At 66.4% G+C, this 20,824-nt stretch carries 15 protein-coding genes and 3 pseudogenes; 14 read left to right on the top strand and 4 right to left on the bottom strand.

The window, feature by feature from the left end:
* Positions 1–32 precede the first annotated feature (32 nt).
* Positions 33–437 carry a Crp/Fnr family transcriptional regulator gene (locus ACFY9S_RS32660; protein WP_298552366.1) on the bottom strand — a complete coding sequence of 135 codons (405 nt, stop codon included), beginning with the start codon at positions 435–437 and terminating at the stop codon, positions 33–35.
* 306 nt (positions 438–743) lie between these two features.
* On the opposite strand from ACFY9S_RS32660, the pseudogene ACFY9S_RS32655 reads away from it, so the two are divergent.
* Positions 744–1,238: pseudogene (locus ACFY9S_RS32655) on the top strand (CNNM domain-containing protein); the annotation flags it as partial.
* A gap of 94 nt (positions 1,239–1,332) precedes the next feature.
* Here ACFY9S_RS32655 and ACFY9S_RS32650 read toward each other — a convergent pair.
* Positions 1,333–2,115: a transposase family protein gene (locus ACFY9S_RS32650; protein WP_391135622.1), complete on the bottom strand. Its 783-nt coding sequence runs from the start codon at positions 2,113–2,115 to the stop codon at positions 1,333–1,335.
* Between the two features lie 346 nt (positions 2,116–2,461).
* Entirely contained in the window at positions 2,462–2,662 is a 201-nt protein-coding gene (locus tag ACFY9S_RS32645; protein ID WP_391135620.1) for a DUF2191 domain-containing protein, read from the bottom strand.
* A 105-nt stretch (positions 2,663–2,767) separates the two neighbouring features.
* On the opposite strand from ACFY9S_RS32645, the gene ACFY9S_RS32640 reads away from it, so the two are divergent.
* Positions 2,768–3,538, top strand: a complete 771-nt coding sequence (locus ACFY9S_RS32640; protein WP_391135617.1) for a transposase — start codon at positions 2,768–2,770, stop codon at positions 3,536–3,538.
* Positions 3,539–3,781: 243 nt separating this feature from the next.
* On the opposite strand, the gene ACFY9S_RS32635 is transcribed toward ACFY9S_RS32640, so the two are convergent.
* Positions 3,782–5,734, bottom strand: coding sequence for a pentapeptide repeat-containing protein (locus tag ACFY9S_RS32635; RefSeq protein WP_391135615.1), 1,953 nt, complete (start codon positions 5,732–5,734; stop codon positions 3,782–3,784).
* Between the two features lie 371 nt (positions 5,735–6,105).
* On the opposite strand from ACFY9S_RS32635, the pseudogene ACFY9S_RS32630 reads away from it, so the two are divergent.
* From ACFY9S_RS32630 to ACFY9S_RS32575, 12 genes and pseudogenes are all read left to right on the top strand, one after another.
* Positions 6,106–6,752, top strand: a pseudogene (locus ACFY9S_RS32630) (zinc-binding dehydrogenase); the annotation flags it as partial.
* Positions 6,753–7,036: 284 nt separating this feature from the next.
* A complete protein-coding gene (ctaD, locus tag ACFY9S_RS32625) occupies positions 7,037–8,758 on the top strand; it encodes a cytochrome c oxidase subunit I (protein ID WP_391135612.1) in 1,722 nt (573 codons plus the stop codon).
* Positions 8,755–9,117 (top strand): hypothetical protein, encoded by a 363-nt coding sequence (locus ACFY9S_RS32620; protein ID WP_391135610.1) that lies wholly within the window; start codon positions 8,755–8,757, stop codon positions 9,115–9,117. The genes ctaD and ACFY9S_RS32620 overlap by 4 nt, the downstream gene beginning before the upstream one ends.
* 433 nt (positions 9,118–9,550) lie before the next feature.
* Positions 9,551–10,417, top strand: coding sequence for a universal stress protein (locus ACFY9S_RS32615; RefSeq protein WP_391135607.1), 867 nt, complete (start codon positions 9,551–9,553; stop codon positions 10,415–10,417).
* Positions 10,418–10,457: 40 nt separating this feature from the next.
* A pseudogene (locus ACFY9S_RS32610) lies at positions 10,458–10,715 on the top strand (DUF6343 family protein); the annotation flags it as partial.
* A 472-nt stretch (positions 10,716–11,187) separates the two neighbouring features.
* The gene (locus ACFY9S_RS32605; protein ID WP_391135605.1) at positions 11,188–11,628 is read left to right on the top strand and encodes a universal stress protein; all 441 of its coding nucleotides are present in this window, start codon (positions 11,188–11,190) and stop codon (positions 11,626–11,628) included.
* A gap of 458 nt (positions 11,629–12,086) precedes the next feature.
* Positions 12,087–12,845 carry an HAD-IA family hydrolase gene (locus ACFY9S_RS32600; protein ID WP_391135603.1) on the top strand — a complete coding sequence of 253 codons (759 nt, stop codon included), beginning with the start codon at positions 12,087–12,089 and terminating at the stop codon, positions 12,843–12,845.
* Positions 12,842–15,211 (top strand): glycosyl hydrolase family 65 protein, encoded by a 2,370-nt coding sequence (locus ACFY9S_RS32595; protein WP_391135600.1) that lies wholly within the window; start codon positions 12,842–12,844, stop codon positions 15,209–15,211. Before ACFY9S_RS32600 ends, ACFY9S_RS32595 begins: the two co-directional genes overlap by 4 nt.
* 375 nt (positions 15,212–15,586) lie before the next feature.
* Positions 15,587–16,462 carry an IS5 family transposase gene (locus ACFY9S_RS32590; protein ID WP_391135597.1) on the top strand — a complete coding sequence of 292 codons (876 nt, stop codon included), beginning with the start codon at positions 15,587–15,589 and terminating at the stop codon, positions 16,460–16,462.
* Positions 16,463–17,075: 613 nt separating this feature from the next.
* The gene (locus tag ACFY9S_RS32585; protein ID WP_391135594.1) at positions 17,076–18,050 is read left to right on the top strand and encodes a serine/threonine protein kinase; all 975 of its coding nucleotides are present in this window, start codon (positions 17,076–17,078) and stop codon (positions 18,048–18,050) included.
* Positions 18,051–18,090: 40 nt separating this feature from the next.
* Entirely contained in the window at positions 18,091–18,669 is a 579-nt protein-coding gene (locus tag ACFY9S_RS32580; RefSeq protein ID WP_391135591.1) for an ABC-three component system middle component 2, read from the top strand.
* The gene (locus ACFY9S_RS32575) at positions 18,666–20,681 is read left to right on the top strand and encodes a DNA recombination protein RecN (RefSeq protein ID WP_391135588.1); all 2,016 of its coding nucleotides are present in this window, start codon (positions 18,666–18,668) and stop codon (positions 20,679–20,681) included. Before ACFY9S_RS32580 ends, ACFY9S_RS32575 begins: the two co-directional genes overlap by 4 nt.
* Positions 20,682–20,824: the final 143 nt, after the last annotated feature.

Raw genomic sequence — 20,824 nt, 5'->3', positions numbered from 1 at the left:
GTCTCAGACACCGGGTGCCTCGTCTCGCCACGTCAGGGCGGCACCTCGCCGGCGCCGTAGGGCGCATACAGGTCGAGCAGCCGTACCCGGGCGGACCTGAGCCGACTTCCGATCACCTCGGCGACATAGGTCCACAGCTCGTGCCTCAGCTCCGGGTTCTTTTCGCACAGCTCACGGACCACAGTCGCGTCGAACTCGTAGGCACGCACCGGGCTGGTGGCATGGGCTCCCAGGTACCAGTGATGAGGAGGGACCAGCCAGGACCAGCCCAGCAGTTCCCCGACGCCGAGTCTCTCGATGACCGCCGCGGGACGGCCGGGCACGCGAATGTCGAGGGCGACGGTGCCCGTGCGGATGATCCAGAAGCGGTCGGCCTTGCCGCCCTCGTCGAAGATGCGCTCGTCGACGTCGAACGACACCTCACGAGCGAGCGACATGAGCTGATCGCGATGCTCTTTGGTCAGGGCGCCGAAGACGCCGGTCCTTGCAACCACGATCCCTTCTCCCTTCTCCGTGATCGCGAAGTGGAGGCGGGCTTTGTGAGTTCGCGGACGCGTCTCACGAACGCGGGTGATGCTCTGGACGGCGAAAACACCGGACACATGGCACGAACCTACGCATTGCAGTGGTGCGTGTGCTGCGAATCGGTCTTGTCTGAGGGGCCGCTCATCAGCCCTGGGTAGCGCACCATTGTCGGGCCAGTCCCGCAGTCCCGCAGGGCTTCCCCCCTCGCCGAGGCGTCGGTGTTCTGCCGCTGGACCCGCAGGCGGAGCGTGCCGATACAGCCGTCCCCATGCCCGCCGCAGAGGCGAAAACCACCTCAGCCATGCCGAGTGGCAACCCCGTACTCCGATCCCAGCCCATTACTCCACGATCGTCGCAAATCGGCAGGGTGCAACCCGAGCAAGAGAGTCTTCGACACCGTTTCCCTCGACCCAGTCAGCGGGCGGTCCGCCTCGCCACAGCGTCCACCGTGGGATTGGCCGAGCACGCCCGGCGTCCCGCGGGCACGCTCGGGCTGCACGGAGCGTGTGGCCTCCGTCACTCTCACACTGACCTTCGTCACCCTGGTGGCAGGCGAACTCGCACCCAAGCGCCTGGCCATGCAGTACGCGGAACAGTGGGCCTTGGTGGCTGCAACACCCCTCGACATCCTCGCTACCATCGCCCGCCCCGCCGTGTGGACGCTGAGCCAGGCCACGGACCTGATCGTGCGCCAGTTCGGCGGCAACCCGCGGCAAGCTCACCACGAAGCCTCTGGTGGAGACGGATTTCTAACGAGCTCGTGCACGGTAGGCGGTGAGACGTCACGAGCTTCGGTGCGGCCCGGATTCATGTCTGCCGTGTCGGCTTCAGGTCCACGGTCTGCTGGTGGGACAGCAAGCCGGCGATTGCTTGGATGGTGTCGCTCATATGCTCGCGGCGGCCGAGGTGGCGGGCCAGGGCTCGCCGGTTCTTCAGATGGGCGATGCCGTGCTCGACCCGGATACGGCGTGAGGAGTGTGCCTTGCGCTGGCGCTCGTACATCTCCTCGTACCAGTCGGGGGCGTTCTTCTTGAACTTGCGGTGCGGTGGTGTCATCACCCGGCCGCCGGTCTGGGCGCCCAGGCCCTGGTAGCCGGCATCGGCGAGGATCTCGACTGCGGGCCCGTCGGCCAGGAGCCTGACCAGCCCTAACTGGCGAGCTTGGGTGATGTCCGCGCAGCTTGCGGGCCGTGCTGGGCTGCACCACAGCACGCGGCCTTCGCCGTCTGTGACGACCATGGACTTGACGGCGTTCTGCTTGTTCTTGCCGGAGATGAAAGTGTCCCGGTCCTTGCGTCCGGCGGCCGGGCGGCGAACCCGGATCTCGGTGCCGTCGACGATGCCGGTCGTTCCGCTCGAGCCGAGATGGTCGACGACCTCGGCCAGAGACCGCAGCCGCACGTCGGGGCTGACGGTGCATCCTCGCTCGGCGAGCAGGGGCCGCACCTCACCGACGGCCCGGGTGATGGTGGAGCGGTCCACTCCGAACCAGCAGGCCAGCACGTCATGGGTGACCCCGTGACGAAGATGGACGAGCGTGGCCAGGAGGCGGTCGACGAACACGAGCCGGTGCTTCGCGCCCGCGCCCACAGCCCGCTTCCGCGGTCGAGCGGCAAGCCTCGCTTGGTGGCGATCCTGCCACAACGGGCCGATCTCCTCGACGAGTTCAGCAATCACTCCGGCAGTCAGGCCCGTGATCCGCCGATTGCTGATGATCACCGCACGAGTCGAGTTCCCCACCACCTGACCATGATCAACCATCCAGGCTCGACGTCTCACCGCCTACCGTGCACGAGCTCGTAAGGGCTGTCCCGTAAATACCCTTCGCCGTCTGTGCCGACGAACCCTTGGATGCGTCGCGAGGCAGTTTGAGCAGCGGCAGGCGGCAGGCGGCAGGCGGCAGGCGGCAGGCGGCAGGCGGCAGGCGGCAGGCGGCTCAGCCTTGCGGCTCCTGCGGCTTGACGTCGAGCTCGCGCAGATTTTGGTCCTTGAGCTCGGTGCGAGCCTCCGTGCGGTGGCCACGGGCGATGTAGTCCCGCACAATCGCCTCGATCGCGTCCTGGGGCGAGCCGATCCCAGCCAGGACCATCACTTCCACCACGAGTTCGGCGTCGAGACTGATATCGACCTTGGCCATCGTGCCCCCTCATCGCGTCGCACGCGCACTCTAGCTGCTCACGGTTCCGTTGTGTGTGCTCAAGATCCGATCCCAGGAGACGGTCCAGAGTGGGATGATCTTGCTGTGGCTGGTGTGCTCACGGCGTCGGAGCCGTCCTGGATAGCCCCGTTCACCGGGCTGAGCCCGCGTCAGTTCGGCAAGCTGATCACCGCGCTGCGGCGTGAAGGCGCGGATCCGGTCCGCAAGGGCCGGCCTTGGAGCCTGCCGTTGGAGAACCGGGTTCTGCTGGTCGCCGCGTACTGGCGCACGAACCTCACCCTGCGGCAGCTCGCCCCCCTGTTCGGCATCTCGAAGTCCGCCGCCGACCGCGTCGTTGACCACCTTGGGCCGTTGCTGGCGCTGCAGCCCAGCAAGCGATTCCGCAGGGACACCGTGCTGATCGTGGACGGCACCCTGGTGCCCACGCGTGACCACACCGTCGCCGCGCAGTCGAAGAACTATCGGTACTCGACCAATCATCAAGTCGTCATCGATGCCGACACCCGGCTCGTCGTCACCGTCTGCCGGCCCGTGCCCGGCAACCGCAACGACTGCAAGGCGTGGGAGCTGTCCGGCGCGAAAGACGCTGTCGGCAAGGCCACGGTCATCGCGGACGGCGGCTACAGGGGCACCGGCCTGATCATCCCGCACCGTCGCGAGCGGGACAAGAAAGAACTCCCCACCTGGAAAGAGGAACACAATGCCCCTCACCGCAAAGTCCGCGCCCGGGTCGAGCACGTCTTCGCCCGCATGAAGGCTTGGAAGATCCTCCGCGACTGCCGTCTGAAAGGCGACGGTGTCCACCACGCCATGCTCGGCATCGCCCGCCTGCACAACCTCACCCTGGCCGGGTAACGGAGAAACAGGCTGGTCAATCAGCACGCTAAAGATCATTTACGGGACAGCCCTGAGGTCGAAAACCCATCTACCAGGGGCTTCACCTGTCTGTCAGCCCGACTGCCCAGCTTGCGCGGCAGGTTGGAAAACGCTCACTGACGTGTGCGGATGAAGCAGTTGAGAATCTGAGCACACGACGGAAAGACGTTCCTTTGGGGCGCCACCTGACGGATCCGATTGTCAGCGGATTTCGCAGGCCGGCTACCGCTTGATTCGTCCACGGACGGCGAGTACCGCGAGACCGAGGAAGACCGGCTCCACGACCCGTGAGACCATCTCGACGTACTTTCCGGAAGTCGTCAGATCCTGCTCCGAAGAGCGGAACACCACAGAATTAATGACCACGCGCAAGGATTTCTCGAAACGCTCTACCGACAACCGCGCAAGATATGACCCCGATGGATTCTCAGGGTCAGGCGTCTCTGTAGTAATTGTGATCTGATTCCCAGATAATCTACCTGAGCTCTCTAGTTTTGCAGATTCCTTAGGTATACCCCAAAACATCATAGCGAGCATGGTGATTAGCATGGAAGTTGCAAGCCATCCAACGGCTCGTGTCGCACGCAGGCCGTACCCGGACACGGCCCAGTAAGACGTTAGAAGCGTCCGCTCGCCTAGGGAGATTTCTGGGTCATGACGACGCATCTCCATTTCACCGTAGTAGAAGTCGGCCGCTCCGGGTTCGTTCTTGCTATCCTCGAAGGCTTTACGAAGCTGCCTGTACACCGGGGCCAGCGCAGCCGGCTCCAGCACTCGAACTCCTTCTGGTGCGGGATTCCAGCCGATTTCCTGCTTGCTCCGCGTGGCCCGCCAATAATGTTCCTCCACCAGCGTCCGGCGTGGTGTCCAGCGCAGAGGGAGCAGGCCCTGCCTTCGCATTCCGGCCGGGGTTGCCGGCAGAGGGCACCGACCTTCAAGCCGCAACTGATCCAGGTGAATTGTTCCCGCGAACCGGCACTCTCTAAGGTCGACATCTGTCAATACGAGGTGCGCGGCGTCCACACCTTGGAGCGAGGCGACACGGGCCACTGGAGGCACATTCGGAACTGCTTCGTGCTCGTCACCTGTCCGGTCGGGCATAAAACCCCCGACGATGCTCACCGGGAACTCCAGGACGGCTTCACTGAGATCCAGCTCGGCATCCCCTGCGTAGAGTGTGGCAGTAGACGCCCAACGTACGCGGCGACAGACTGCCCGCGCCTCTACCTTCATAGCAATGGAAGATTCGAAGGTGACGCCAGACAGATCCGCAGTGCCTCTGCGGAGCAGCATCTCAAGCAGTGGAGCGCGCGTGAACACGGCATGATTGAGTCGCAGAGTGCCGCTCATTTCTGCAAAATCAAACCGAACCTCGCCATCGATTGCCGCTTTATCAAACCGCGCATCACCGTCAAGCGATGATTTGTCGAAAATCACGCCGCCATTGAGTGATGCCCCGGCGAACCAGATGCCGCCCTCGATCGTCGCGAATAGGAAGCGGATGCCAGTCTCAATATTTGCATTGACCGCCCAAAGGCCGCCGTTGACGGTCGTCGCAAGAGACCAGACGCCCCCGCCAATCTCAGCCTTAACGAATCGCGCACCGCCCTCGATCTTCGATTCAACGAACGAGACATCATTTTTAACGCTCGCCCCGCGAAAGAACACGCCGCCTTCAATTTTCGCATTCCCGAAGAAGGCCCATCCGATTTTTGCTTCATCGAAATAGGCGCCGCCCTTGACTTCTACTCTGTTGAGCCGAGCGTCTTCTTCGATTTCAGCGGCGCGGAACAGGAGTTTCCCGCCGACTCTCGCGGCGTCAAATCTGGCGTAGCCCCTAATTGTTGCGAAGTCGAATCGAACATCCCCAACCACTTGAGCTCTATCGAACCGGACGACGCCGTTTACGGCTGCCTTGACGAACCAGGCGTCCCCTTTAATATTCACGCCGTCGAACCGGGCCGTGCCATTGATGGTCGTGTTGACGAATCGGGCGTCACCATCGATCGTCGCATTGCTAAATGTGGCGTCACCCTCAATTTTTGCGCCATGAAACGAAGCGTTTCCGATTCGAGGAAAGCCGCTTTCGGGATCTCTCAACGCATCGAGCAGCCGGGTGATCATTTCCGAAGATAGGACGGTCTCCTCATGGAAAATATCGGCACCAGGCGTCAAGGCCGCAAGGAAGGCCGACTTTTCCTGTTCGCTTAGATGCTCCAGGCACGATCCGTACGGGGCTACGCGGCGACCCCGGCAGCCCACGGAGTCGCTGGCCGGGTCGGATCCGTGCCCGCAGTGCGGCCAGTCTGGTGGAGCACAGGACTCCCCAGCGGGCGAAGTAACAGACATGCCTGTAGGCCCCCCCACACTGACAGCGCCTGGCCGAGAAGCTTAACGCAGGACATGAGTGAGCCGACCAGACGTCAGCCTCAGAGGTCGCTTCCTATGGCATGGCTTCGTCGTCTGGGTCGGGGCGAGGGTGGCCCCTCGTCCAAGCCGTCCTCTGCCTGCATCTGGCCAGCTCAGACTGAGGATGGAAAACGCTCACTGGCTACCACGGTTGTGAACTCGCGCAGGTCCGACCTGGCGAGACGCGGTGTACGGCGCAGGTCCAGTTGGACTCATGGCCGCCTACTCGGCCCTGCTGCGCGGCGCGAGGAAGGTGTTCGTCGTGGACCGGGTTCCCGAGCGCCTGCAGAAGGCCGAGGAGATCGGCGCGATACCGGTCAATTTCGCCGAGGGTGACCCGGTCGAGCAGATCGAGGAGCAAACCGAGGGCATCGGCACGGACAAGGGGGTGGACGCCGTCGGCTACCAGGCGACGGCGCAAGGGAGTGACAGCGAGGAACCGGCGACCGTTCTGAACTCGCTCGTCCGCACCGTCCGACATACCGGAGCGCTCGGCGTGACCGGGCTCTATGTCCCGTCCGACCCTGGAGGCCCGGACGAGCAGGCCAAGCAAGGCATGCTCCTCGTTGCGATCCGCAGGCTCTTCGAGAAGGGCCTGCCGATGGGTACGGGCCAGTGCAACGTGAAGCGCTACAACCGGTTCCTGCGAGACATGATCATCGAGGGCAGGGCGAAGCCCAGCTTCGTCGTCTCTCACGAACTGCCCCTGGATCAGGCATCATCGGCCTACGACAAGTTCGACAAGCGGATCGAGGGCTTCATGAAGGTGATGCTGCACCCGTAGCACTACGGACCTGCCACTCGCCGGTTGCATCGGGGCGCCGGCCGTAGATAGGTGCGTGTGTCACGAGCCGCCTCCAGCTGATCAGTCCGTGGATGGATGGACACGTAGCGGTACAGGCTGCCCACGTTGCGCCGGCATCGTTCCGCCGCTTGGATCGGCATCGCGACCTTGTCCTCACGGGATAGGACGCAAGACCCGCCCGAATGGAGGAATCACAACCCCGGTGGAGCAACGCCATGGTGGCTGTCAGGCGTACGTGTGACCATTGACCGTAGTGTGCCGCAGTGACCACGACGGACAATGCCGGAGCAGCCGTACCCAGCCTCCAGGCCCCTCAGCGGCGGCTGCGGGGCGGCAAGATGGTGGTGGCGTGGCTGACCACCACCGACCATAAGACGATCGGCTCGCTGTACCTGATCACCTCGTTCGCGTTCTTCATCATCGGCGGCGTCATGGCGCTGCTCATGCGTGCTGAACTGGCCCGACCCGGCATGCAGATCCTGTCCAGCGAGCAGTTCAACCAGGCGTTCACGATGCACGGCACGATCATGCTGCTGATGTTCGCAACACCTCTGTTCGCCGGCTTCGCGAACTGGATCATGCCGCTGCAGATCGGCGCCCCCGACGTGGCGTTCCCACGCCTGAACATGTTCGCCTACTGGCTCTATCTGTTCGGCTCGCTCATCGCCGTCGGCGGTTTCCTCACTCCGCAAGGCGCGGCCGACTTCGGCTGGTTCGCCTACGCCCCACTTAACGACGTAGTCCACTCGCCCGGCATCGGCGGCGACATGTGGATCATGGGCCTGGCCTTCTCCGGCTTCGGTACGATCCTCGGCTCGGTCAACTTCATCAGCACGATCATCTGCATGCGTGCTCCGGGCATGACGATGTTCCGCGTGCCGATCTTCACCTGGAACGTCCTGCTCACCGCGGTGTTGGTGCTCCTGGCGTTCCCTGTGCTGGCCGCCGCTCTGCTGTGTCTGGAGGCAGACCGGAAATTCGGTGCCCATGTCTTCGACGCCGCCAACGGCGGACCGTTGTTGTGGCAGCACTTGTTCTGGTTCTTCGGACACCCGGAGGTGTACATCATCGCGCTGCCGTTCTTCGGCATTGTGAGCGAGGTCATCCCGGTCTTCAGCCGCAAGCCGATCTTCGGTTACACAGGTCTGATCGGCGCCACCATCGCCATCGCCGGCCTTTCGGCGACGGTGTGGGCGCACCACATGTTCGCGACGGGCGGTGTCCTGCTGCCGTTCTTTTCCTTCATGTCCTATCTCATCGCGGTCCCGACCGGCGTGAAGTTCTTCAACTGGATCGGCACCATGTGGAAGGGGTCGCTGAGTTTCGAAACCCCAATGCTGTGGGCGACGGGCTTCCTGGTCACCTTTCTGTTCGGTGGCTTGACGGGTGTCCTGCTGGCCTCGCCGCCGCTGGATTTCCACGTCACGGACTCGTACTTCGTCGTCGCTCACTTCCACTACGTCGTCTTCGGTACGGTCGTCTTCGCCATGTTCTCCGGCTTCCATTTCTGGTGGCCGAAGATGACGGGCAAGATCCTCGACGAACGCCTAGGCAAGATCACCTTCTGGACGCTGTTCACCGGATTTCACGGCACCTTCCTCATCCAGCACTGGCTGGGCGCGGAAGGCATGCCGCGCCGGTACGCGGACTACCTGGCCACGGACGGGTTCACCGCGCTGAACACCATCTCCACGATCAGCTCATTCCTCCTCGGCATGTCGATGCTGCCGTTCTTCTACAACGTGTGGAAGACAGCCAAATACGGCACGAAGGTCGAGGTCGACGATCCGTGGGGATACGGCCGTTCTCTCGAATGGGCAACGTCGTGCCCGCCCCCGCGGCACAACTTCCTCACCCTTCCCCGCATCCGCAGTGAGTCACCGACGTTCGACCTGCACCATCCCGACCTCGCCGCGAGAGAAGAACTGCGGGACCGCTCTGCGGGACAAGCGTCCCTGGGACAGGGTGGGGGCGATGAACGGTGAAGCGTTCCGGCCTCGGCGTTCGTGATGAGCGGCACAGCCAGGAGTACGCGCGCGGCCTGAACGAGTTGGAGGGCTATCTACTGGCTCAGGCCGAGGCGACTGACGCCCTCAGTTGCGGCGAGGCATTCGCCGCGCAGATGCCCTGGCTGACGCCCGCTCAACGGGAGGAGCTCGTCCGCCTCTATGCCACCGACCGGCTTCAGATCTCACGTGCCGCCCTCCAGCGCGTCACCGACCGGGTGCTGGAGCTGCAGTGCCAGTACTCCAGCCGCTACCACGCGCTGCAGGTCCGGCTGCTGGGTCTCTTCTTCTCAGCCCTCGCCGTGTTCGTCGTTGTGCTGATGATCCTTGTGTACTGATCAGCCGCCCCCAGTCCCCCGGCCGTTACCCACCAGGGGCCCATCGGAGGCTGGTCAGTGACGAGGAGGCCGTCGTCGCGTGGGCTCCCCCGGCCGTCGGCCCGTCGCTGGGCTGCTGTTGATCCCTGAGCCGCGCTGTCTGCTCGTATGGTGCCGTCCGTCTGGGGCCACCCGGCCCGAGCAACGGTTATGGCCGGACTGCGCAGGCTGGGAGCAGCCCAGCGAGCTCTGCCAGGCTCCCGCGACCGAGGAATGGGGCGAATGTGATCGCAGAAGACGCTCTGCGGCGCTCGCAGTGCGGTAGGAGTTCTTTTGAGGTGTATTGGTACAGGAGCCCGTTGACCGGGCGGTACTAGGGCCTCAAGGCCACGGACAGGGACGCACGCTTCCCGCTTCTCGGCACCCAGCTTCTATCGAGACGAAGGCAGTCGTTATGACGCCAGTGCTCACTGTGGGTCTGGACGGCTCCCCCGAGAGCCTGGCCGCTGCCCGCTGGGGCGCGGCGGCAGCCGACCGGCAAGGGCTTACCTTGAGGCTTTTGCACGCGTGGGTCCCGCTGGCGCCGGGGCCTCGCGGTGTCTCTACGGAGAGTGACCAGCACCATTGGGCACAGCGCATTCTTCACGACGCGCATGTCGAGATCCACAAGCGTTACCCCGTGCTGTCCATCGTTGAGGATCTTGTAGCCGACGACGCCAGGCCCGCACTGCTGACAGCGGCAGCGAAATCCCGGATGATCGTGCTGGGCTCGCGTGGACTGGCGGCGGCTGGCAGTTACTTCCTTGGCAGCACCAGCATGGACGTCGTGTCACGGGCCGAGCGGCCGGTGGTCCTCGTACGTGCAAGCCTGGAGGAGACAGCGCCTCCTCCCGTCGGCAACTGCGTGGTGGTCGGCCTGAGCCTGCGGGACCCATGCGATGAGCTGTTCGAGTTCGCCTTCTCTGCCGCCCACGCACGCGGAGTGCCCCTACGGGCTGTCCACGGCCACGAGGTACCGGTGCAGGCGCATATGCCCTGGGGCGTGGACCCTGAAGTTGCCGCAGAGATCACGGACAAGGCGCAGAAGAAGCTCCGCAAGCAACTCCGTCCGTGGCGCAAGAAGTTCCCCGGTGTGCGTGTGATCAAAGTGCTTACCCTTGACAGCCCGGCCAGAGCAGTCGTCCACGACACGGAGACGGCGGGACTGCTGGTCGTTGGCAGACGCAGGCACCGGGGAGCCCTGGCGCCGCGGCTCGGGCCCGTGGCCCAAGCGGCCGTGCACCATGCGGCCTGTCCCATCGCCGTTGTCCCCCATGGCTGAGCCCGCCTCCCACAGGACATGTCGAGGAGTAGTGGTTCTGATGCGTACGGGCAGTGAACCGATGACAGCCCGGAGTCCCCTGCGAGCACGCTTCTGGCTAAGCGTCTGGGGTCTGGTCTGGGCAACCTTCGGAACGGTCGTGTTCGCCCTGGTCGGGCGGCCCGGCTGGGCAGCGGCGTGCGGCGCGCTGTGGCTCATCGTCACCGTCAGCATGGCCGTGATCCTTCGGCGTATGCACCAAGGCACGCGCTGGCAGCCGGGCCGCGAGGTCCCGCCGTACGTGCCGCCGGAGGGGCCATCGCCGGTAGAGAAGACTAGGAGACCCTGGCCTGCGCAGGGCCGGGGGCGAATCGGTAGAGCGTGGCGGCCACGGTTAGGCCGCACACCACGGGCGCACCAATGTCCTCGTCCCCCCACCGTTCGCTGCCCTGCTGCTCGAATAGATCCTGGATCGCCAGCGGCCGGCCGCCAAGGAACGTCACTTCGGCAACTGCCTCGAGAAAGGCGCGATAGGCGCGTCGCCAGGATGGTCCCCCGCTCGGGAAGGGTGGTGGCTTCAGGGACTTCACCGAGATCGAGGATTGGGCGGCCCGCTTGGCAGGTGAACTTGATGATGAGGAGCACCGCTGCCTTCCGACCGACCGTAAGGCCCCGCACCCGTATGCCATGCCCTCGGCCGCCTCCTCTGGCGAGCCGTAGGGCAGTCACGCAGCGTGGATGGCAGAGGTGCCGGTCAGTGCAGCGGACGTATCAGCCATCGGAGGTGAGGTATGGAGAGGGACTCTGGGCCGCGTGTTGTGGTGGGTGTCGATGGGTCGCAGTCCTCGTACGCGGCGCTGCGGTGGGCCGTCCGGTACGGCGCTCTCATCGGCGCTGGCGTGGAGGCTGTGGCCGCGTGGGAGTCGCCGGGTGGGCGTGTCTGGCCGGCTCGGGCCATCGATGCCACCTTCGATGAGCAGAGAGCGCGAGAGGGTCTGGTCCAGGAACTCAGGGGTGCCCTCGGCGCGGAGCATGCCGACACTGTTCGGGCGTACTTGGTGCAAGGCAACGCCGTTGATGTGCTTCTGGGGGCGGGCGAGGGCGCCGAGGCCCTGGTTGTGGGCAGCCGGGGGCGGGGCGGCTTCGCCAGGGCCCTGCTGGGGTCGGTCAGCCAGAATGTCGCACAGCATGCGAAGTGCCCTGTCGTGATTGTCCGCCCGGACGCGTCGTGACCCAGGGTGTGGTTGTGAGCGCAGAGATGCGATGGCGTACGGAGAAACCCGTCGGCAGCAAATCGGCGCGTCCTGGGACGCCCGACCGACGAGGCGTACGCCCTGGTGATCCGACCGGTCAGTGCCTGCGAAGGCCGTCTGCGGCCGTCCGTTCCCCACGGCCCCTCCGGCCGGGCGATGGGGCCGACGCCCGTGCGAAGCCCGGGGCTATCGGAGAGGCTGGATCTGCAGGGCGATCCCCGCATTGCACCGGCGCCTGGTCGTACCTCCGGCGCAGCGCCGTCTGGAGACAGGAAGGGGAGGGGACGCCGCCGCCATCACCGCAGCGCGCCGCAGGCGGGAGACTTCGGCCTTCAGCTCGGCGGGGTTGGCCACGGGCTGCTGCACCACGCGGCCTGCCCGGTCGCGGTTACGCCGCAGCGGGGGTGCCGCCCGACGCACCGACGAGAGGAGTTCTCATGGCCGTCCGGTCCGAGAGTACGCTCGCACCCGTACTGCGGGATGTCAGTGCCGTCGTCCTCGACACCGACGGAGTGATCACCGACTCGGCTCGGGTGCACGCCGCCGCCTGGAAGGATGCCTTTGACGCCTTTCTCAGTGAGCACCCGCCGGAGGACCCCCCGCAGCGGCGCCCCTTCGACGTCCGGGCCGACTATCTCCCATACGTGGACGGGAGGTCCCGGCTCGACGGCGCCGCCGCTTTCCTCGCTTCACGGGGCCTTGATCCCTCGGCCGAGACGGTGCGGGCTGTCGCCGCGGACAAGGAGCGGCTGTTCACAGCCCGGCTGCGCGAGAAGGGCGTCGACGTGTATCCGGGCACGGTGCGGCTCGTGCATGCCCTGCGCCGGGCGGGGAAGTCCGTTGCCGCCGCCTCCGCGTCCCGCCACGCTCGTGAACTCCTCATCCGGGCCGGGGTGCTGGATCTGTTCCACGTGCTCGTCGATGGCGGTGAGGCGGCCCGGTTGAGGCTGCCGGGCAAGCCGCACCCCGATCTGTTCCTCGAGGCGGCTCGTCGACTAGGCGTCCCGGCCGACCGCGCCGCCGTCGTCGAGGACGCGCTGGCAGGCGTCGAGGCAGGCCGCCGCGGTGGATTCGCCCTCGTCGTCGGCGTGGACCGCACGACCGGCACGGACACCAGGGCGAGACTGGTGCAGCACGGTGCGGACATCGTCGTACGTGACCTAGGAGAACTGCTTGTGGCAGGAACGCCGCAGTGACCGGCTGGACCTGGCGGTACGAGGGCTATGACCCCGCGGACGAGCGTCTGCGGGAGTCCCTGTGCACGCTGGGCAACGGCTACTTCGCCACCCGCGGGGCGCTATCCGAATGCGTCGCGGACGACGTGCACTACCCGGGCACCTATGTGGCGGGTTGCTACAACCGGCTCACCTCGGAAGTGGCCGGACGCCGGGTCGAGAACGAGGACATGGTCAACCTCCCGAACTGGCTGCCCCTGCGTTTCCGCCTCGCCGGGCGGCAATGGCTCACCCCGGACACGGCGACCGTCCTCGACCACGACCAGGTCCTGCACCTGTCCTCGGGCCTGCTCGAGCGCCGGACCCGGTACGGGCTCGGCGACGGACGCGCCCTGTCCGTGCACCAGCTTCGTCTCGTGCACATGGCCGACCCCCATCTCGCCGCCCTGCGTACCGAGCTCACGGCCGAGGGCTTCTCCGGCGAGCTGGAGGTCGAGGCCGCAATCGACGGCGCTGTCATCAACGCCGGCGTGCCCCGTTACCGCGACCTGGACGGCCGCCACCTGGTCCACGTGCACACCGGCCCCGCCGCCACGGACACCGTGTGGCTGCGCTGCCGCACCCGCACCTCCGACATCCGAATCGGTCTGGCGGCCCGGCTGGCCGCCGAGGCGCCCGTCGCCACCCAGCACACGCCGGCCTGCGCCGTCCAGCGAGTGCGCCTGCACGTGACGTCCGGCCAGACCCTCACCGTCGACAAGACCATCGCTCTGCACACCTCCCGCGACCCCGCGATCAGCGATCCGCTGGACGCCGCGATCGACCGGGTCGAGGCCGCATCCGGCTTCGACGAGCTACTCGCATCCCACCGCACGGCCTGGAACCAGCTCTGGCGCCGGGCCGCACTCGACGTCCCCGGGGAGGCAGGCCAGGTGCTGCGGCTGCACCTTTTCCACCTCCTGCAGACACTCTCGCCGCACACCGCCGACCTCGACGTGGGAGTGCCCGCCCGGGGGCTGCACGGCGAGGCATACCGCGGACACGTCTTCTGGGACGAGCTGTTCATCCTGCCGTACCTCAACCTGCACTTCCCCGAGGTGTCCCGCGCCCTGCTCCACTACCGCCACCGACGCCTGGACCGGGCCCGAGCCGCAGCCCGCGCGCTCGGCAGGCGGGGGGCCGCGTACCCGTGGCAGAGCGGCAGCGACGGTCGCGAGGAGACCCAGGAACTGCACCTCAACCCGCACTCCGGACGCTGGCTGCCCGACCATTCCCGACTCCAGCGGCACGTCGGCTCGGCCGTGGCGTACAACGTGTGGCAGTACTGCGAGGCGAGCGGCGACGCCGAGTTCCTGCACACCAAAGGAGCCGAGATGCTGTTGGAGATCGCCCGCTACTGGGCGGACTCGGCGACCTACGACGACAGCCTCGGGCGGCACCGCATCCGCGGCGTGGTAGGCCCCGACGAATACCACGACGCCTACCCCGGCGCGCCCGAGCCCGGCCTCGACGACAACACGTACTCAAACGTCACTGCCGCGTGGGTGCTCACTCGCACCTTGGAGGTTCTGCGCGCGCTTCCCGAACCCCGGCGGCGGGAACTCGCCGAGCGCACCGATCTGGACGGCGGTGAACTCGAGCACTGGGAGGACGTGTCCCGCACGCTCCACGTGCCTTTCCACGACGATGTCATCAGCCAGTTCGCCGGCTACGGCGACCTCGCGGAACTCGACTGGGACGCCTACCGGAAGCAGTACGGCGACATCCGGCGTCTCGACCGGATCCTGGAGGCGGAAGGCGACAGCGTCAACCGCTACCGGGCGTCCAAGCAGGCCGACGTGCTGATGCTGGGATACCTCTTCCCACCGTCCGAACTCCGGGCCCTCTTCGACCGTCTGGGCCACCGGCTTGACGAGGAAATCTGGCGACGCACCGTCGACTACTACCTGGCCCGCACCAGCCACGGGTCCACCCTCAGCAGCGTGGTCCACTCCTGGGTCCTGGCCCGGGCCCGGCGCTCCGAGGCGTGGCAGTTCTGCCAGGAGGCACTGCGCAGCGACATCGCCGATGTGCAGGGCGGCACCACCGGAGAGGGCATCCATCTCGGCGCCATGGCGGGTACCCTCGACTTCGTCCAGCGCGGACTGCCCGGGCTCGAGACCCGCCAGCAAGCACTCTGGCTCGACCCCGTACCACCGCCAGAGCTGTCGTCGTACGAATTCGCCGTCCGCTACCAGGGACATTGGGGCGTGCGGCTGCGTTTTGAGCGCGGAAGGCTCGAGATTAAGGTGCCCCCCTCCAACCGTTCCCCCATCAACATCCGGCTGCTAGACCGCTCGGTATGCGTCCAGCCGGGGGAGACACGCCAACTGCTGCTCCCACACTGAAACTCCAGGGCCGTGGCCCCAGCGACCTTCCGGTGCCGCGGGATGTCGGCCCGGCCGCTGCAGGCACAGGCGGACTGGTGCCGAGGGGGGGGCGGGGGTGGCGGCCCGGATGCCGGGCAGGTTCCGGGGCCGCCACCTCATGCGAGTCCGCCGGGCCGGCGGAACAGGGCATGCGCCCCAACAACGCGCCCGTGCCTGTCGAGGTCACGACCGATCATCCCTTTCACGCGACAAGGTGTTCGCATCTCGCCGCCCGGGCCGCCGACCGCGGCTTGGGAGACCTCCGCCCCCGCCAGCCGCGTCACCAACCTGCCCGAACAGCACATCTAGGCCGTGTATCGAAAGTGGATCTTGGGTTCTGAATGATCATGGTTCATGGGCCGGGGAGATCTCACGGACGAGCACTGGGCAGCGCTGGAGCCGGTGTTGCCGAAAGGGACGAAGGCGGGGCGGCCGCCCGTCTGGCCTCGGCGGCGGCTGATCGACGGCATACGGTTTCGAGTCCGGACCGGTGTTCCCTGGCGGGATGTGCCCATCGAGTACGGGCCGTGGGGCCGGGTCTACGATCTGTTTCGCCGGTGGCAGCGGGACGGCACTTGGCCGCGGCTCCTGACCCGGCTCCAGTCCCAGGCCGACGCGAAGGGTGCGATCGTGTGGGATCTGAGCGTCGACTCCACTGTCTGTCGCGCCCATCAGCATGCGGCCGGGGCTCGTAAGCAGGGTGATCTGCAGAAGGAACCACCCGGCGGTGTGTTCACTGAGCCTCGTGATCACGGGCTGGGACGGTCGCGCGGCGGGTTCACCACCAAGCTGCATCTGGCCGTCGACCAGGGTCAGAAACCAATGTCGATCGTGGTGACGGCAGGGCAATGTGGAGACTCGGCGCAGTTCGAACCGGTGCTGGAGAAGGTCCGCGTGCCCCGCCTCGGGCCGGGCCGGCCACGCGTTCGCCCCGACGGGGTGCGGGCGGACAAGGCATACGCCTCCCGCAAGAACCGCGCTTACCTGTGCCGCCGCGGGATCTGCTGCACCATCCCGGACAAGGCCGACCAGACACGCAACCGCCAGAAGTTGGGCTCTCGCGGTGGTCGGCCGCCGTGCTTCGACCCGCTCGATTACCGCGAGCGCCATGCGGTCGAGTGCGGGATCAGTCGACTGAAACGTAATCGCGCTGTGTCCACCAGATACGACAAGCTCGCCGTCCGTTATGAGGCGACCGTGCTGGTCGCGGCCCTCAACGAGTGGCTCTGACCAGTGTTGGTAAGCCCGGCTATCAGCACTGGCGGAATGCCAGGCGCGCTCGACCACCGAAGAGAGACGTGCAAGACGGGCACGGACGGGAACACTCGATCGCTCTGGCGCCCGTGCCACAAGCTCAAGACTCGTGCGAGGACTTCGGGTCCGCTGGTGCCCAGCCTGGACATCGGCGCGCAGATCGCCCTGCCCGGACAGCGGCAGCCGGGGAGGCGCCGGTGGCCGGGTGACGGCCCATACGCCGAGGGGCGGCCCCGGCCGGGATGGCTGGACCGGCGTCACGACGTACATCACCGGAACACGCCTGCACGGGCCGGCCGCAGTCCGGCTGCCGCACGCAACGGCGGCGTTTGACCACTGCACGACTACGGACGGATGGTGCGGGAGAGCGCGAGAGGGTTGCAGCCCTCTCGCCAAGGCGACCTGCACGCCTGGACCGTGGCCCGCAGGTTTCGCGCGATTGCGGTGCTGCGTGGTGGACCGTATTTGAGATGCCGGTGCGTTCCACTTCTTGATCAGACGAGTGGCCGTTGGGTAGGCTCCGCCGATACGGTGTGTGACGCTCGGGGAACATCCTGTGTGCGGCCACCGGCGCAGGGGGGGGTGGGCTGTGCCTGACTCGATAGCCGTGCCGACGGGTGTCCAGCCAATCAGCTTCGACGTGCACGCAGTCCGCGGGGGAAGCCCCGGCGGAGCCCGCGACGACTTCGAAACGATGATCGCTCAGCTTGCCGCCGCGACGACCCCAAACGTACGGTCCGTCGCTGCCAACCCGGGCGACTGGGGTATCGACGCCTTCGCCGGGAACCTCGGCGGAGCGATCACAGTGTGGCAGTCCAAGTACTTCATGCCGGTCACCACCAAGAAGCACGTACAGCAGGTCAAAGACTCGCTCGACAACGTGCTGAAGGCAGCCGTCAAGAACGGCCACACCATCGCCAGCTGGATTCTGTGCATCCCCTCCAGCATGGACGGCCCCATGACGGCATGGTGGGACACGTGGTCGAAGGCGAGGGAGAAGGAACACAGCCTCGTCATTCAGCTCTGGGACGAGACCGCCCTCCGGAAGAAGCTGCTTAGCCCCGAGGGCGACGACGTGCGTCGCGGCTTCTACGAGACGTACGCTCAGGCCGCCCCCACCCCCGTGGAGCAGCTTCGGCTGGTACTCGAAGTCGAGGACGATAAGGCAGCCGCCCTTGGCTCCGCCTTGTTCATTCGGCAGATGACCGAGGCCGGCCACGTGGAGCTGGACTCGGCCAAGAGGCAGTTCTTCAATGCCGATCTGGTGGCTCGCGAGATCGCGCACAAGGATGTTCCGGTGGAGGTGGCGGCGCTCAGTTCCGCCGATGCGACGCTCCACGGTCTATGGGAGATGCAGTTCAACGAATGCGCGGCCGAGGACGCGCTTCGGGTTCTCCACCCCCGTGTCTGGCGGGATGTACGCAACGAGCACGACAAACTGCCGAAGTCGCTCCGCCTGGAGCTGGTGCACAGCTGGGGGCTGGTCCACCGGCTCGTGGACAACCGCAAGGCGGGCTGGGTCAAACACTGGCGGCAGATCGCGGCCGAGCACTCCGACGGCTGACCGCCGTCGCCTGTCCTGTCAGACCTACGAGGAGTTCGCTGTGGAAGCACACCGGCCGGTGATGATGCCGGAGGACGAGGTGACCTTCCGGCTGGCGCAGCTGCTGCTTCTTCTCGACGCTGTCGCCGGACAGGACGCGAAGGGGGCGAGCCTGGAGCGCATCGGCTACTACGACTTCCTGTCGGCGAATCCCTTCCTCGTTGTCGATTCCGACGGCCGGGAGGCAAATATGCTCAGACTGGCCGGGTTCGACCCGCAGGTGCTCTCGTACGCGTCCTCCTCGCAGCGCTTCACCAGTCGACGCGAGCGCATCCAGCACGATCTCGGACTGCTCGTGGCTTACGGGTGTTGCGAGGTCCACAACCGCAACGGCGCCTTCGCCTATTCGATCAACAACCGCGGTCGGGAACTCGGGGCTCGCTTCACCGCCACCTACGCCGCGTCGTTCACCACTGCAGCGTCCATCGTCGTGCGTCGCCTCCGCAAGCTCAGCGACAAGGCACTGCGGGAACAGACCGCACGGTGGCTGCGGCCAGATGGAGAGGGCGGGCCCGGTGCCGCGCTCCTCAGCGTGCTGGGACCGGGACCGCAGGCACCTGACATGCCCTGGGAGGGATGACCACCATGCAGCCTCTGCCTGGCATCCGGATCCGGCACCTGCGCCTTGCTGGCGTCAGCCGGAACTATGACGTCGATTTCACGCAGGACCAGCGGGTTCGGGACCTGTCCGTGGTGGCCGGGGCATTCAGCTCGGGCAAGACTGCGGTGTTGGAGTTCATCGCCTACGGCCTCGGTGGGAAGCGCCACCCACGGCATCCTGAGGTGCTGCGGAAGGTCCGTTCCTGCCTTCTGGAAGTCGAGCTGTCCGGCGAACCGCACGTCATCGAGCGGCCCGTCGGGGAGCCGTCGAAGGTCGCCTACGTACGCCGGGGGACGCTGGACAGCCCGCCGCTCTCCAAACCTGAGAGCAGGACCATCGAGCCGGCGGGAGCGCCCGAGAGCCTCTCCGCTCTGCTGCTGGGGCACTGCAAGCTCGAAGGCGTACAGCTGCGGGAGGCTCCCTCCAGCCGTGAGTCCCGGACCGACCCCCTGAGCATCCGCGACCTCATGAACCTCGCGTTCCTCCCCAACGAGCGCATCGCCTCCAAGAACTTCCTGTTCGAGAACGAGTACATGAAGAAGCACAAGCTGAAGCAGGTGGTCGACGTCGTCTTCGGCGTTCACGACGACCGCGCCGTCGAGCTTGGGCAACGCATCAAGGAACTGGGCGCCCGACTCACCCAGGCACGCGCCGAACTCGCCGCAGCACGGGCGTTCATCGACGAGCAGGACGTTCCCACGGTCGGCGCGCTGATCGCTGAGCAATACGACGGCGAGCTGCGGGAGCTGACCGAGCAGCTACGGGCCCTCGACGAGGCAGCGCAAGCCGGCACCACCTTCGCCGGGCGTCTGCGCCGCGAGCACCAGCAAGCTGCCCAGCGCGCCCGGCGAGCCGCTGGCGTGGTACGTGACTGCGAGACGCAACTCACCCGGATGATGCCGCTGCGGGCGCAGTACGCGGACGACCTCGTCAAGCTCAATATGCTGGCCGAAGCGCAGCGCCTGTTCGACCCCCTCAGTGTCACGACCTGCCCGGCGTGCCTGAATCGGCTGCCCGCTCCCCCATCGGTGGAGAACGGCGCGTGCAGTCTGTGCAGCCACGAGCTGCCCCACGACGACGGGCACCTGACGCTCGGCACCGCCACAGCCGAGCACTCGTCGGATGAAGGGCGGCTGGATGTCGCGGCCGAGGTCAGGGCCACCAAGGCCCGTTTGAAGGAGATCACTGCCTACGTTGAGGGCCTGGACAGCTCGCTCGTCACGTTGAAGCTCCAGGCAGAAGACGCCGCCATCGACGAAGAACGTGCCGCGGCCGCGGTCGACGAAGCCACTTCGCCCACCGTCACCCCGTTCCTCGCCGCTCGCGACAACCTCCAGCGTCGGCGCGAGGAGGTCCTCCGTCATCTCCAGCACGCCGAGAACGCGACGAAGCTTCAGGCTGGCCTGGAGAAGCGCGCCGCGCTCGTGGAGCGGCAGGAGGCACAGATCGAACGCCTGCGGGAGGAACGCGACCGGCTGGGAGATGCCGCACAGGACCGGGACCTGGTCGTCGGCCGAATCAGCGGCCGGTACAGCGAACTCCTGCGGCAGTGGCGCTACCCGAAACTCAGCCAGCCGATGATCGACACGAACCTGGTTCCTCACGTACGCGGCGACTCTTACCGCGAGGCCTCATCCGGCGCCCGAACACTCCTGACCCTGGCCTGGCAGCTGGCCGTCTTCGAGGTGGCCGTCGAAACATCGGCCGCCCACCCCGGCTTCCTCATGATCGACAGCCCGCAGAAGAACCTGGGCCACGGCGCCACCCGGGACGCGGTAATCGCAGACGCGATCGCCATCGACGACTTCTACCGACACCTGACCAGCTGGCTGGCTGAACAGGGGGCCGGTGCCCAGGTGATCATCGTCGACAACAGTCCGCCCGTGCTCGTGGAAGAGAACGTCGTGGTCCGGTACAGCCGCAACGAGGACCGGCCCCCCTACGGGCTGATCGACGACGAGACCACCACAGACGAAGGCAGCCCCGAATAACCTCCTCACCCCGCCTGGGCCATTCACCCGCCCGCCCCTGCGTCTGCCGCGGCGTTGGCGATCCGCCGCCAGCGGTCTCAGGTGTGAGTGATCACGTCAACAGGCTGCGTCGTCCGCCGTTGCGAGGCCGAAAGAGCTGAAGG

The sequence above is a fragment of the Streptomyces sp. NPDC012474 genome (assembly GCF_042955185.1).
Classification (GTDB): Bacteria; Actinomycetota; Actinomycetes; order Streptomycetales; family Streptomycetaceae; genus Streptomyces; species Streptomyces cahuitamycinicus.
This window is presented reverse-complemented; position numbering and strand designations above follow the sequence as displayed.